The following is a 14,899-nucleotide window of genomic DNA, read 5'->3' as shown; positions in this document are numbered from 1 at the left end:
CAGATCGCAGATGTAAGATGTAAAATCTGATATCTGCGATCTGACATCTGAAATTTTATCCTTTTTGTAAGTACAGAACATCTGCGGCGTCTAAACTGTTATACTATCAATTACGTAATTTTATCAAAAGAGGAACTATGCGAGTGATTATGAGTTTGCTGGTACTGGGGATGAGCCTGGTATCATGCGCACAGCCATCTGCAACTACAAAAACAAAGAAAATGGATATAAAAAAGAACTATGACGGTATACAGACAGATACTGCTACTTTCGGAGAGGGCTGTTTCTGGTGTACAGAAGCTTTTTTTCAGCGATTGGATGGTGTATTGGAAGTGATCAGTGGTTATGGTGGAGGTTTTGTAGAAAACCCTACTTATGAACAGGTATGTGATAAAAATACCGGGCATGTGGAACTGGCAAGGATCGTGTTTGACCCTAAAAAAATCAGTTACGATGAATTACTGGAAGTATTCTGGAAAACCCATGACCCAACCACCCCCGATCAACAGGGAAATGATATAGGCCCACAATACCGCAGCGTAGTCTACTATCATAATGCATTACAAAAAGAAAAAGCGGAAAAATACAAAGCGCTGTTAGATAAAAGTGGTGCATGGGATGCTCCGATCGTAACCACTATTGAACCCTTTAAAAATTTCTACCCGGCCGAAAATTATCACCAGAACTATTACAATGATAACCCCAACCAGGGCTATTGCCGCTTCGTTATCAGACCTAAACTGGAGAAGTTTGAGAAGGTGTTTAAGGATAAGTTGAAGAAGAAAGGGTGATTTTGTGAATGGTCAATGGTCAATGGTCAATGGTGAGTAGTGAGTAGTCAGTAGTGAGTAAATAATATATCCTAATACTCAATACCTAAAAGCTTAAGGCTAATAGCTAACAGCTCCCACCAACTTCACCCTTCGAAGTTCAAGCAGGTTTAGTGCGTTTGTTCTGAATCCCTGTACATTGTTTTGTACAAAGTGAATGGCCATATCGTACCAGATGGGAATAACAGGTGCATCATTGATTACCAGTTGATCCATGGTACGGTAAAGCGCGTAACGTGCAGAATCATTGGTTTCCAGCAAAGCCTGTTCATACAACTGGTCGAAAACCGGATTTTTATAGCGGGTATAATTGGGCGGTGCCGGGTTCTTACTGTAAAACATAGCCATATAATTTTCTGCATCCGGATAATCGGCAATCCAGCTACCCCTGAAAAACAAGGCCTGCGATTTGGCCGTCTGTTCCAGTAAGAGACTTTTCTGAATTACCTCTACCTGTACCGGAAGTCCTATTTCTTCCATCTGCTTAGCCACAAAACTGGCAATATCTGCATAGATGGGAATGGTAAGCAATGTTATTGCAGGAATTGTTCTGGTATCAGTAAACCCTGCCTGTTTCAGCAATTGCCTTGCTTTACCCGGATCATAAGTATACCCTTTTACCAATTCCACATTTCTGGAAGGGAGTCCGCCAGGTACAAAACCAGCTTCTGCCGGAATGCCAATCGAATTGCGCATATACATCATCAGCTGTGGCCGGTTAATGGCATAATTCATGGCCTGTCGAACCAGCTTCAGCCGGACAGGTGATTTTTTCACCAGCGGATTTTGTTCATCTACCAGTATGCCAAAATATTCCGTGTTCAGATAAGCCGTTTTATTCAAATGCAACCTGCCCTGCCATTCTTTTCTCAGTTCCCCTTTTTTGGTAAGCAATTCATCTTTAAAAGAAGGATCAATATCATTGATGAAACTGAGCTTACCCTGCCTGAACTGTAAAAATTCAGTGGCTTTATTATCAAAGAAACTTACCTGTATTGCATCCAGATAAGGTAAGCGTTCCCCCTCCTTATCTTTTTCCCAGTATTGCTCATTCCTATGCAGCACCAATGCCTCACCTTCATCCCAGGAAATAAACCTGAAAGGCCCTGTACCACATGGATTGCGTCTGAAGTCCTTGCCATAAGTCAACACCGCTTCCTTCGGAATAATACTGCAATACTGCATACTCAGGATACCCAGAATGGGATGAAAGGGACGTAACAGTTTTACCTGAAAAGTAGAATCATTGATGGTTGTAAAGGGATGAACCGTATCAACACGTTTGTTAAAAATCCAGGCGCCGCTGCTGGCGGTATTTTTATCGATAATACGGTTAAGGCTAAACACAACATCATCAGCTACCATCTTACGCCCCTTGCCACCGGGAAAAACAGGGCTATCATGAAAATATACATCGTTTCGGAGGTGAAAAGTATAGGTGGTTCTGCCGGCATCAATCTCCCAGCTTTTTGCCAGTGAGGGAACAATATTCAGGTTGCTGTCAATTTCTACCAATGTGTTATAAACCTGATGAATGGCCCACATGATCGACTGGTTCTTGGCAAATGCCGGGTCAAGGGTAGCAATACCGGTCGTTTCATTGTAATAGAAAACCATCTTCCCGGATTCTTTTTTACCCGTGCAGGCAGTCTGGTACAGAAAACAGCATCCGATCAAAAGCGTAAAAAGAGTTGATCTGAATTTTATGATTTTCAATTCTTTCATCCTGCCCCGAATATCCTATTTTTAGCCGATGAATACAAAGCTGTCTGAAAAACGGTTTCAGACAGCTTTGATAAACACCGAAACAATCAATTTTTACCGGGCATGGGAAGTATCAGGAAGCAAACCATTATTTCAAGTGTGTTGATCTATATTGGCTTTCTGATAGGCTTTGTGAACCATTATTTATCTACACTGAATGGCTCTCTCACAGTTGAGCAGTTTGGCCTTACTCGTATTTTCTTTGACTTCGCCCAAAACATGATGGCTTTTGGTGCCTTGGGAATGATTCCCGTAATCTATAAATTCTATCCCTACTATAAAGACAATCTTGCGCAGGATAAAATTGACTTGATGAGTTGGGCCATGATTGCTTCATTAATCGGTTTTATCATAGTACTTGTCAGCGGCCTAGTATTTCAACCCTATTTTGTAAAAAAATTCATCGACCGATCCCCACTAATTGTACAATATTATTATTGGATGTTTCCTTTTGCCATGGGTATGTTATTCTTTTCTGTGCTTGAAGGATTCAGCTGGGCCTTACAATTATCTGTTGTATCCAATTTTTTAAAAGAAACTGTTTTCAGGTCTCTTATCTGTATTCTGATTTTGTTGTTTTACTTAAAGCTAATCAGCTTTGAGGTTTTCATTTATCTGTTTGCATTTCAATACCTCATAATTTTTCTAGTCCTTCTTATTTACCTGATTAAAACTGGCAAACTGCGTTTCAATTTTAGGCTAAGCAGGGTTACACGAAAATTCTGGAAAAAAATGCTATCCATGCAAGCCTTGTTGTATGGAGGTACACTGATTGCTTCCGTGGCTGCGACGATCGACAGTTTTATCATCGCAAGTATCCTTGGACTTAAAGCTGTGGGGATTTTTGTTTTTGCACAATATGTGGCCAATGTATTGCAGGTGCCTCAAAGAAGTATTACAGCAGTATCTTCCAGTTTTTTATCAAGGGCTTGGAAAGATAAAAACTATACAGAAATCAATCGCATCTACTCCCGCTCCTGTATCAATTTACTCATCTTAACCTTGTTTCTATTTGGCAATATCTGGTTGAGTGTCAAGGAAGGGATTACTGTCTTAGATATACAGAAAGATTATTTGGATGGCATGAAGGTAATTTTTGTATTAAGCATGGTACGTATTGTTGACGCTGGGACAGGCTTAAATGCCATGGTCATCAATACTTCTACTTTCTGGCGTTTTGATTTTATCAGTGGCGTGGTACTCATTGGGCTTCGCTTTCCCCTTACGTATTACCTTATCAAACATTACGGTATCCTCGGCTCAGCCATTGCCGAATTGATTGCCTATGGTATCTATAATTTTATCCGCTACGAATTTCTGCGTCGCAAGTTTCATATGCAGCCATTTAATATGAAAACCGTTTATGCCATCTTATTAAGTGTAGCGGCCTATGGCATATGCTATTTTTCTTTCCATCACCTAACCGGCTGGACTTCCATCATCCTGAATGGTATTGTATTCTCCTCCATCATGATTGGTGGTGTATACTATCTCAAACTCACACCTGATGCAATGCAGTTGATAGAGGTAATGAAAAATAAATGGCGGAGGAATAATGGATGATGTAGGATCGCTGATGTCTGATTTAATTTTACAGTTCGATACCTATATCAATCAATGCCAATCCCATATCCGACATCAGCGATCAGCCATCATACATTATAAAATTACGTACTCCCCTTTCTTATTTACCGAAATGAGGGGTAGCTTTTTATGTTCTTCAAAGAAGTCGTACACTTCTTTTAAACGGGTGGAGAATTTCTGGTAATCGCTGTCTTCTTTACTGTTACGGGAAAGGTATTCCTGGCTTCGGTTATTACTGAAACGAACGGGGTAAATATGAACCGGAATAAAATCCTGTCCCTGGTTACGCGCATGGGAGGCCAATACATATAGTTCCTCAATCTGGTCGTTCTGAATAGGTATGCAGCCTACTGTTACACAACTTCCGTGGATATAAATATCACTCCCGGGCTTGATAGAATCACTAAGCAAAAGGTCAGAGGCATTGGGGTAATTCAGTCCCAACGACAAATGATACATGCTTTTAGGATTGAATTCATTGATATAGTAAAAACCTTCCGGCACCTGATAATCTCCTTCCATGCGCTTTGGGCCAAGAGTACCGGAAAGAGCGCATATCTTGTAGGTTTTGAATAACTTATAAGGTTCTGCTGAAGTATTTCTTACCCATACTTCCAACTGACTATCGTACTTAAAGCTCCTCACATACATATCTTTCGCTGGCCAGTTTAACCTGGCTGCTGCAAATTGTTTTTTTAAAGTATCTTCTTTTGATCGGATAGCACCAGCAACACGTGGAAAAACACGCTGGTTCTCAATAAAGCCATTCTGTGCCTGTAACCCGGTAGACAGAAAGCCAAGAACACAAAAGATAGAGAGGTACTTCATGTTTGCAAAATAACAAAACCAACAATAACAGGCATTCAATAGCCTGTTAAAGAAACGAATACGGGGTGAAAATATTGCGCATTGTTGGGGGCGCCATTAGCTTTTAGCTATTAGCGGTTAGCCAATTAACTTTTTATGATAATTGGCTAACTACTAGTTAAAAATCATTACCATCGAAAAAATTAGGCTATGAGCTTTGCGCCTCGAGCTATGAGCCTTAACGGGTGGCTACTTTAAATTTTCTGCTATTATTGAAATAAATGGCAGGCTCGCTCATTCGATTTGGGATTATACTGGTTAAACAGAAATACTTACACTCCCAAATAGACTGAATATCCTTCAAATGCAACTTATCAAAACTCACAGCTCGTAGCTCAAAGCTCACAGCAAAAAACTACAGATTCCCCCTGCTCTCCTGTTCACGCTCAATGGCTTCAAAAAGGGCCTTGAAATTACCCTTACCAAAACTTTTGGCTCCTTTACGTTGAATGATCTCAAAGAAAAGGGTGGGTCTGTCTTCAACCGGTTTGGTGAAAATCTGAAGCAGGTATCCCTCATCATCCCTATCTACCAGAATACCCAACTCACGCAACGGATTCAGGTCTTCATCGATATGTCCTACCCTATCTAATAAATCATCATAATAGGTTGTAGGCACTTTTAGAAATTCAACTCCTCTGTTTTGCAAATCGGTTACTGTTTTCACAATATCGTTGGTAGCCAGTGCCACATGCTGACATCCTTCTCCATTATAAAAATCAAGGTATTCTTCTACCTGCGATTTTTTCTTTCCTTCAGCGGGCTCATTGATCGGGAACTTAACAAAACCATTACCATTACTCATTACCTTACTCATCAATGCTGAGTATTCTGTAGAAATATCATTATCATCGAAACTGAGTATATTTTTAAAACCCATTACTTCTTCATAAAATTTAACCCAGGGGTTCATCTGGTTCCAGCCAACATTACCCACGCAATGGTCTACATATAAAAGTCCTGTTTCTGATGGATTGTAATGGCTATTCCATTTTCGATATCCCGGTAAAAAAGCGCCTGTATAATTTTTTCTTTCAATAAACAGATGCACGGTATCTCCATAAGTGTGTATACCACTCATTACCACCGCTCCATATTCATCTGTAAACTGCTGCGGCTCAAGATAGCTTTTTCCCCCACGCGCTGTTGTTTGTTTCCAGGCATCAGCTGCATCTTCCACTCTTAATGCCAGCACTTTTACACCATCTCCGTGTTTGTATACATGATCAGCAATGGGATTATCTGTACGAAGTGCGGTAGTAAATACAAATGTGAGTTTGTTCTGACGAACAGCATAACTGGCCCGGTCTTTTACACCTGTTTCCGGTCCGGCATATGCCAGACTTTGAAAACCGAAAGCCGTTTTATAAAAATGTGCTGCCTGCTTGGCATTACCTACATAAAATTCTACATAATCTGTGCCTTGCAAAGGGAGAAAATCAGTTATGGGGTTTGATGGTACCATAGTACTGGTAATTGTTTCCATACAATATGTTTAATAAGATGAATAATAGTAAGAAAATCCGGAAAGACTGTTATGCGGCATCCATGGCCAATGCTTCCATCAGCAGGCAATAGCAGAAACGCTTGTCGCTGAACAGTTTATGAGGGTAATCAGGAATCATTGGTACAAAATTAAGCAAATAATTTCCGGTATGGAAGATAAAACAGAATAGTATGCTATTATTCAGAAAACATTAGTAATTTGTAAACATAGCATCAGCTCACGCTGAAGAACTATGAAAAATCAGGTCAACCAAACAACAGAAAGCCAATCCAAATCTTCCGCCCATTATGTGGCGGAACAAAAAATGGCAGGAGAAGAATCTGATTCGCTCCCAGCAATCGTAGGTGCTTATCAACTCCAGCAAATTGCCAATAGCAGTCCTCAGGTAGCACAATTACAGGCATTCATGTCTATGGCGAATCACAATAAATCACTTCTTTCCTTACCGGCTGTTTCTGTTATTCAGAAAAAAGAAAATAAGACAGGTTTACCGGATCAATTAAAATCGGGGATAGAACAATTATCGGGTGTTGGCATGGATGATGTGAAAGTGCATACCAATTCATCCAAACCCGCCCAACTCAATGCCTATGCTTATGCACAGGGTACAGATATTCATGTGGCGCCTGGTCAGGAAAAACATTTGCCGCATGAAGCCTGGCATGTAGTACAACAAAAACAAGGCAAAGTACAGGCAACCACGCAACTAAAAGGTATTGCAGTGAATGATGATGCAGTGCTGGAGAATGAAGCTGATGTTATGGGTGCCAAAGCTTTAACAACTGATACCCATACACAGGCAACTCCTGTTCAGCGTTTTTCCATTTCAACGCCTGTTCTGCAGGGTGCATTTACTGCCGGTGACCCCACAACCTATGATGCAGATGGCGGACATGGCTATGGTGATCATGGATGGCAAACTACAGAACTGCAACACAAAGTACGACTTGAAACAGGAACTGCCCCCTCAGGAAGGGTTGCTGATATTCCTGATGCTTCCAGCAAATTTGCTTCTTCAGCTATCATGACGAATGCCGTAGCTTTGGCAATGGTTGATGCAGCAAAACCCGGCGTTTCAGATAAAACCGGTAAGAAAGGCGGAAAAAAAGCCCGCTTAACACTTGCTTACAATACAGCCAAAGCAGGCATTTCCTATTCACTCGATAAAACCAAAGTGCCTCCCGCTGTAGTAAGCAGCACCGTAGACTGGGTGGTAATCGTATTAAAAAATCCGCCGGCATATGATGAAATAGTAACCATGTTCCCCAGTGCCGCCAAACCTGGTGCTACTGACAACTAAAAAAATTCCACAGCATTAAACTACATTATGTCTGAGCCTCTCTTATTATATACGCTGAAACAACTTGTACTGGCCATCACCGGAAAAAATGCAACTGCAGAAATGATCGTTGATCTGGAAGACATACTGGAAGGTAACGGTCTTGATGATGAAAATTATGTGCCAATATGGGTACCACAAATATTTCAGGCGCTTACAGAAAAAAAAAACATTCCGGCTACTCAACAAACACCTGCCATTAAAGAAGGTGCATCTTATTACAATTTTTTTGATGAATTATCGCAAATCATACCTATGAAATGGGTAGAGTATGGCGAATATTTTCTGATGCAGTTTCCTCCACTTGATCTGGAAGCGAAAATTTCACTGGAAGACAATTCCTATGAAGTAAGGGCCATCACAAAAACAGTATAAACACCTCCGTTTCAGTCTTCAAACGGATCAACTATATTTGCTGCCCATTCAATCATTTATGAAAGCAGGCATTTTAGGTGGTGGACAGTTAGGCAGAATGTTATTACAGGCTGCAGCCAATTATACAGTAGAAACATACGTTCTCGAAAACGACCCCAATTGCCCGGCGGCTCATTTATGCCATCATTTTGTAAAAGGCAATATCAACGATTTTGATACGGTGTATCAGTTTGGAAAAGGACTGGATGTACTTACCATTGAAATTGAAGCAGTGAATGTGGATGCACTTGAAAAACTCGAAGCAGAGGGTGTAAGAGTGATCCCCAAACCATCTGCTATCAGAACCATCAAGAATAAAATACTGCAGAAACAGTTTTATCAGGATCATGATATTCCTACCTCCGACTTTATCATCACCGAAACATTGGCAGAATTGACCCAGCACCATGGTTTTCTTCCTGCCGTACATAAAGTCGGGCAAGGTGGTTATGATGGCAAAGGGGTTCAGGTAATAAAAGATGAGCAGGATATCAGTAAAGGCTTTGATGCCCCAGCTGTTCTGGAGAAAATGGTGCCGATAGAGAAAGAAATTGCCATGATTGTGGCGATGAATGAAAAAGGAGAAACGACCCTCTATCCGCCTGCTGAAATGGTATTTGATCCGTTGTTGAATCTGTTAGATTACCAGATCAGTCCTGCACATTTACCGGAAAAAGTATTGTGGAAAGCGGAAGCCATCGCTTTACGGGTTGTAAAAGCACTACAAAGTCCGGGGCTTTTTGCGGTTGAACTTTTTGTCGATAAAAATGAAGAAGTGCTGGTTAATGAAACGGCTCCAAGGGTTCATAACAGCGGCCATCATACCATTGAAGCCAATTATTCAAGCCAGTATGATATGTTATGGCGCATCATGCTCGGCTACCCACTGGGCAACCCTGATGCCATTCTTCCATCCGCAATTGTAAACCTGCTGGGTGCCGAAGGATATTCAGGTAATGCAAGCTATGAAAACCTGGAAGAGGTATTGAAGATGGATAATGTGTTTGTGCACCTATACGGCAAACTACAAACCAAGCCCGGCCGAAAAATGGGCCATGTAACCATTATGCACAAAGACTACCAGGACCTCACTCACAAAGCAAACAAAATAAAGCATCTGTTGAAGGTAAAAGCATAATTTCTGAACGCTGATGTCTGATTTCTGATTGAATAAGTCATCTGCAATACAATACAAATCAGACATCAGCGATCCTCCATCAGGCATTTGATCATCCTTTCCTCACATTCAAAGGTTTCAGAAAACCAATACCGATCAGGCTTTTGGTTTGCAGGCCAGGGGATGTTTTATTTGGGCCGAACAGACGAACATCATCATCATAAATGAGATCGAGACTATAAGTAGCTGAGAAGAATTTATTGATCTTGAAAGAAAACAGGTTGGTCATAAAGAAGTCTATGTTCTGCGCCCTGTTGTTATAATTAGAAAATATATCAAGCCTTGCTTTATAGGTAACATTTTTGGCGATCGTATTATTGTAGTTAACGGTTGCAAAAGTACCTATCTCATTCACAGAGTTTTTACCGGCAGGCACCCCGTATTTACCCTGCGCAGATAATTTATTATTGGCAACAACGGTCAGCCTGGATGTTAACGGCGAAACAAAGACAGAAAGCTTATCGTTGGGTTTGTAATCAAAACCTACTGATAGAATAATATAAGCAGGCGATAAAAACGAAGAAGCAAAAGAAGGTACGCCACCCGAAAAAGTATAACCATCAAACCACTGTGAACGGAAATTGAACAGGCTGGAAAGAAAAATCTTACCGGTACTATCCATCTTATAACCATACTTACTCAGAAAATCAAAACGGTCATCATTCTTACGTCCACCCAAACTGGTCGTTTGTACATACCCCAGGTTCATATCGAAATTATTGTCCCAGTTATGCTTTCCCTTTTTAAAAAAATAGAAAAAATTGAAATAGGAACTAACCGCCAGTGAAAAATTATCACCCCCGGCTGCCCAGTTACTCAAAGACCCCTGTGAAAGGTTGGCACTGAGTAATCCCCCCCTTTTCCAGGTCCAACGGCTGGTATCCGCCTCCTTTTTAATCGTTCTCGATGTTTCACTACGAAGTTTGTTGACAACTATATCCTGAGAAAAAGCTGCTGAACCGGTTACAAGGAACAGCATCCAAAAGAACCATTTCTTCATGTGTACGGGGCATTTTCGATGCAAAACTAATTGATTAACACAATTTTCAAGCCTTAAAACCTGTCAAACTGACACAAAAACGAGACAATTTTGTTAATTTTGCTACTTATAAATTTTATTATTCATGGATGTATTGGCTATCGGAGACAAAGTACATGATGAAGCCCGCCAGGGAGAAGCGTTTAGTCCATTTGCGAATGACCCCAATCGTTATTCGAAACATTTCTACATAGAGAGTTATGGCTGTGCCATGAATTTTGCAGACAGCGAAGTCATTGCATCTATTCTGAACAATGCCGGTTTTGGCGCTACCAGAAATGTGGAAGAGGCCAACCTCATTCTGCTTAACACTTGCTCTATCCGCGAAAAAGCAGAACAGACGGTTCGTAAAAGACTCACGGAGTTTCGGAAACTAAAAGAAAGAACACCGGGTTTATTAATCGGGATGCTGGGCTGTATGGCTGAGCGACTGAAAGCGCAGTTACTGGAAGAAGAAAAACTGGTAGACATTGTTGTGGGTCCTGATGCTTACAGAAGCTTGCCCGGATTGATTGAAGAAGCAGAAACCGGACAGAAAGCCGTGAATGTATTATTGAGCCGTGAGGAAACCTATAGCGATATTGCCCCTGTTCGTATAGACAGCAACGGCATCAGCGCATTTGTTTCAATTATGCGAGGCTGTAATAACATGTGCAGCTTCTGTGTGGTACCTTTTACACGTGGTCGTGAAAGAAGCCGTGATGCCTATTCTATATTGCATGAAGTAACCGATCTTGTTGAGAAAGGATATAAAGAAGTAACCCTGCTCGGTCAGAATGTAGACAGTTATTACTGGATCGACGAGCAGAAAGATGAGACCGTAACTTTTGCTGTACTACTCGAAAAAGTAGCATTGGTAAGTCCGGAATTACGTGTACGTTTCAGTACCTCCCATCCAAAAGATATTACAGATGAAGTACTGCATACCATGGCCCGTCATGAAAATATCTGTAAATACATTCACCTGCCTGTACAAAGCGGCAGTACCAGAATACTTCAGCTGATGAACAGAACCTATACGCGTGAATGGTATATGGCCAAGGTAGACCGTATCAGAGAACTATTACCCGAATGTGGTATCAGTGCCGATATTATTGCTGGCTTCTGTACGGAGACGGAAGAAGACCATCAGGATACACTCAGCATTATGCGGTATAGTGGTTATGATATGAGTTATATGTTCTTTTACAGTGAACGCCCCGGTACACTTGCAGCCAGAAGATATACAGACGATATTCCTGAAGACGTGAAAAAAAGAAGGCTGCAGGAAATTGTAGACCTTCAGGGTCAACTTTCCAGGGCAAGCAATGAAAAAGACCTGGGCAAAACATTCAAGGTACTGGTAGAAGGCAATAGCCGGAAAAGTGATGCCGATTGGATGGGCAGAACCAGTCAGAATAAGGTACTGGTATTCCCTAAAAAAAGCATGGATGAACAACTGAAAGGAACCTATGTCATGGTAAAAGTTACAGACTGCACCAAGACCACGTTGAGAGGAGAAAGAAGTAAATAAGTCCTGCCCTGAGCGTAGTCGAAGGGAATAAGAAATGAGGAAGTGATGGCAGATGTCAGATTACAGATATAAAATCTGACATCTGCGATCTAGCATCCGACATCCGCGATCAGCGATCAACAAATCTAAATTATGGATCTACAAAGTATAAAAAACAGATTCGGTATCATCGGTAATTCACCGGCACTGAACCATGCGTTAAATACGGCGGTTCAGGTAGCGGCTACCGATCTTACTGTTTTGATAGTGGGCGAAAGTGGTGTGGGTAAGGAAGTATTTTCGCAGATTATTCATGCATTGTCTGCACGCAAACACAATCCATTTATCGCAGTAAACTGTGGCGCCATTCCGGAAGGCACAATTGATTCAGAACTCTTCGGTCATGAGAAAGGCGCATTTACCGGTGCGGTAGACAGCCGCAAAGGTTATTTTGAAACCGTGAGTGGTGGTACCATCTTTCTGGATGAAATCGGAGAAATGCCATTGGGTACACAGGCCCGCCTGTTACGTGTATTGGAAACCGGAGAATTTATACGTGTGGGTTCATCCAAAGTACAGAAAACAGATGTACGTGTAATTGCTGCCACCAACCGCGAATTACTGGAGTTTACACAGAAAGGACGTTTCAGGGAAGACTTATATTACCGTTTGAGTACGGTTCCGATACGTGTACCTTCTTTACGCGACCGAAAAGAAGATGTACTCCTCCTCTTCCGGAAATTTGTGGTGGATTTTGCAGAACGCTATAAAACTTCGCCGGTTCAGCTGGATGATGATGCCAAATCAATGTTAATTAACCATCCCTGGCAGGGCAACGTACGTGAATTAAAGAATATTGCAGAACAGATTTCGGTGTTGAGTCCAACCAACCAGATATCAGGGGCCACATTGGCTCAGTTTCTGCCCGACCAGAACAAATACTCACGTATGCCCGTACTGGCAGCTCAGGCAGGAAATTATACGGGTGAGTTTGCCAACGAGAGAGAAATTTTATACAAGTTGTTTTTCGACATGAAGAAGGATGTAACGGAGCTGAAAAAAATGTTTCTGGAAATTTTACAGAACCCTTCTCTGGCTGGTTCGGCAGCCAATTTCACCCGTGATTCTTTGTTGCAGGAATTTCAGGTAAATGGCGGAGATATGCAACAGGTTATGAATAGTGCTGTTAGTTCACCACATCAGATACTACCGGTTACCAACGGACAGCCGGTATTGCTTCATGAAGAAGATATTCATCACCACGAAGAAGTAGAGGAATCACTGAATATTATGGATAAGGAAAAAGAACTGATACTGAAAGCGCTGAAAAAACATAAGGGTAAACGTCGGGATGCTTCCATCGATCTGGGTATCAGTGAAAGAACTTTATACCGAAAACTGAAGGAATACGATATTGAAGAATAACAGGACTATGAAAAAAATAACAGGATCATATCATTTCAACTACCTTTTCATTTGTTTGAGCATAGTGATGCTCCTTTCGGCCTGTAAAGTGAAGTATGCATTCAACGATGCGGTGATTGATCCGAAAGTAAAAACGATCAAGTTGGAATTTATTGATAATAAGGCCAGCTATATCAACCCGCAGTTGAGTCCAAAACTGAATGATAAACTGCAGCAAAAAATTACCAATCAGACAAAACTTACCCGTGTTACCAGCGACGATGCTCATTATGTGGTTAGCGGTAGTATTGTTACTTATAATGGTACCCAGACTGTGGGTATCAGTAACCGGCAGGCAAGTACCAACCGTTTAACTGTTACCATTAAAATAAAGCTTAAAAAGAACCTGGAGAATACCCAGGATGATTTCGAAGTAAGCAGGAGCTTTGATTACAGCGCCAATCTTTCTTTCAATACAGCTGAGGCCCAGTTGCTGGATGAAGTGGTTAGAAATATGGTGGATGAGATTTTCAACCGACTTTTTTCTAACTGGTAATCAATTAGTACATTTATCGTTACGAAATAAGCCATCAACCAATATGAGTTCCATCCGGGAGAAAGTATTCATGCATATAACGGGTCAGTCATCCGCAGAACTGGTTCCGGTTGATCAGTTAGAAGCATTGGTAACCTCTTACCCCTATTTCTCCCCTGCCAGGATTCTCTATAGTAGTAAATTAAAGCAGGAAGGCAATACAAATGCTTATACAGCATCCCTGGGAACCTCCCTTTTACATGTAAGCAATCCGCTTTGGATGCAGTACCTGTTGGAAACGGATACTATTTCAGAAACGGTGGGTATGCCGGAAACACCAGTAGTTGATAAACCTGCCGGTAAACCCATTACCATTCCTTCGATTGATGATGTAAGGGATATTATTCGTTCGATTGATCCCCGAAAGGCTCCAGACAATCCGCCTGATGTGGATGATACAGAAGAAATGATTGATGAAACGGAGGATCTGCCCTTACCTGATACCAAATTATCCGGTCTTTTATCTGAGCAGTTGGCCGATTTTAAGAAACCGGTGGAAGCCAGCGATAAGCTGGAGATTGAAACGGAGCGCCTTCATACCATCGATTATTTTGCCTCTCAGGGTATCCGTGTAGACCTGAATAAGATGCCACAGGATAAGCTCACTTCGCAGTTAAGGAAATTTACTGACTGGCTGAAGGAAATGAAGCACCACCAGCAGCAGCCAAACGACCTTGGTACCGGCACCGATCTTGAGCAGGCTGTGGCCCTGATAGCTGAAAATTCGAATGAATCGAGGGAAGTGGTGACCGAAACCATGGCCGAAGTACTCGAAAAACAGGGGCAAACGGAGAAAGCCATCCAGCTGTACATTAAATTAAGTTTCATAAATCCTGAAAAATCCGCTTATTTTGCGGCCAAGATTCAACATTTAAAAGGTATATAAA

The 14,899-nt window shown here is 41.5% G+C and carries 13 protein-coding genes; 9 read left to right on the top strand and 4 right to left on the bottom strand.

Features of this window, described 5'->3' with window-relative positions:
- The first annotated feature begins 137 nt into the window (after positions 1-137).
- Complete coding sequence (msrA, locus tag BC659_RS15195; RefSeq protein WP_133475667.1) at positions 138-791, top strand: peptide-methionine (S)-S-oxide reductase MsrA; 654 nt, start codon at positions 138-140, stop codon at positions 789-791.
- Between the two features lie 99 nt (positions 792-890).
- Here msrA and BC659_RS15190 read toward each other — a convergent pair whose 3' ends face one another.
- Positions 891-2,555 carry an ABC transporter substrate-binding protein gene (locus BC659_RS15190; RefSeq protein WP_133475666.1) on the bottom strand — a complete coding sequence of 555 codons (1,665 nt, stop codon included), beginning with the start codon at positions 2,553-2,555 and terminating at the stop codon, positions 891-893.
- A gap of 102 nt (positions 2,556-2,657) precedes the next feature.
- On the opposite strand from BC659_RS15190, the gene BC659_RS15185 reads away from it, so the two are divergent.
- Positions 2,658-4,157 (top strand): oligosaccharide flippase family protein, encoded by a 1,500-nt coding sequence (locus BC659_RS15185; protein WP_133475665.1) that lies wholly within the window; start codon positions 2,658-2,660, stop codon positions 4,155-4,157.
- A gap of 96 nt (positions 4,158-4,253) precedes the next feature.
- On the opposite strand, the gene BC659_RS15180 is transcribed toward BC659_RS15185, so the two are convergent.
- Positions 4,254-5,006: a L,D-transpeptidase family protein gene (locus BC659_RS15180; RefSeq protein WP_133475664.1), complete on the bottom strand. Its 753-nt coding sequence runs from the start codon at positions 5,004-5,006 to the stop codon at positions 4,254-4,256.
- Between the two features lie 394 nt (positions 5,007-5,400).
- The gene (hppD, locus tag BC659_RS15175; RefSeq protein ID WP_211340799.1) at positions 5,401-6,531 is read right to left on the bottom strand and encodes a 4-hydroxyphenylpyruvate dioxygenase; all 1,131 of its coding nucleotides are present in this window, start codon (positions 6,529-6,531) and stop codon (positions 5,401-5,403) included.
- 253 nt (positions 6,532-6,784) lie between these two features.
- Between hppD and BC659_RS15170 the strand changes: the two genes are divergently transcribed.
- The 3 genes from BC659_RS15170 to BC659_RS15160 are packed head-to-tail and all read left to right on the top strand — an operon-like array spanning position 6,785 to position 9,443.
- Positions 6,785-7,852 carry an eCIS core domain-containing protein gene (locus BC659_RS15170; protein ID WP_133475663.1) on the top strand — a complete coding sequence of 356 codons (1,068 nt, stop codon included), beginning with the start codon at positions 6,785-6,787 and terminating at the stop codon, positions 7,850-7,852.
- A gap of 27 nt (positions 7,853-7,879) precedes the next feature.
- Complete coding sequence (locus BC659_RS15165) at positions 7,880-8,266, top strand: hypothetical protein (RefSeq protein ID WP_133475662.1); 387 nt, start codon at positions 7,880-7,882, stop codon at positions 8,264-8,266.
- Between the two features lie 58 nt (positions 8,267-8,324).
- Positions 8,325-9,443: a 5-(carboxyamino)imidazole ribonucleotide synthase gene (locus BC659_RS15160; protein ID WP_133475661.1), complete on the top strand. Its 1,119-nt coding sequence runs from the start codon at positions 8,325-8,327 to the stop codon at positions 9,441-9,443.
- A 91-nt stretch (positions 9,444-9,534) separates the two neighbouring features.
- On the opposite strand, the gene BC659_RS15155 is transcribed toward BC659_RS15160, so the two are convergent.
- Positions 9,535-10,482, bottom strand: coding sequence for a DUF3078 domain-containing protein (locus BC659_RS15155; protein WP_133475660.1), 948 nt, complete (start codon positions 10,480-10,482; stop codon positions 9,535-9,537).
- Between the two features lie 124 nt (positions 10,483-10,606).
- On the opposite strand from BC659_RS15155, the gene miaB reads away from it, so the two are divergent.
- From miaB to BC659_RS15135, 4 genes are all read left to right on the top strand, one after another.
- Positions 10,607-12,034, top strand: a complete 1,428-nt coding sequence (miaB, locus tag BC659_RS15150; RefSeq protein ID WP_133475659.1) for a tRNA (N6-isopentenyl adenosine(37)-C2)-methylthiotransferase MiaB — start codon at positions 10,607-10,609, stop codon at positions 12,032-12,034.
- A 132-nt stretch (positions 12,035-12,166) separates the two neighbouring features.
- The gene (locus BC659_RS15145; RefSeq protein WP_133475658.1) at positions 12,167-13,438 is read left to right on the top strand and encodes a sigma-54 interaction domain-containing protein; all 1,272 of its coding nucleotides are present in this window, start codon (positions 12,167-12,169) and stop codon (positions 13,436-13,438) included.
- 7 nt (positions 13,439-13,445) lie between these two features.
- A complete protein-coding gene (locus tag BC659_RS15140; protein ID WP_246027159.1) occupies positions 13,446-13,973 on the top strand; it encodes an LptE family protein in 528 nt (175 codons plus the stop codon).
- 43 nt (positions 13,974-14,016) lie between these two features.
- On the top strand, positions 14,017-14,898 hold the full coding sequence (locus tag BC659_RS15135) for a hypothetical protein (RefSeq protein WP_133475657.1): 882 nt from the start codon (positions 14,017-14,019) through the stop codon (positions 14,896-14,898).
- The last annotated feature ends 1 nt before the right edge of the window (position 14,899 follow it).

The organism is Sediminibacterium goheungense (assembly GCF_004361915.1).
Lineage (GTDB): Bacteria > Bacteroidota > Bacteroidia > Chitinophagales > Chitinophagaceae > Sediminibacterium > Sediminibacterium goheungense.
Note: the sequence above shows the minus strand (reverse complement) of the source record. Positions and strands in the feature narration are given on the sequence as shown.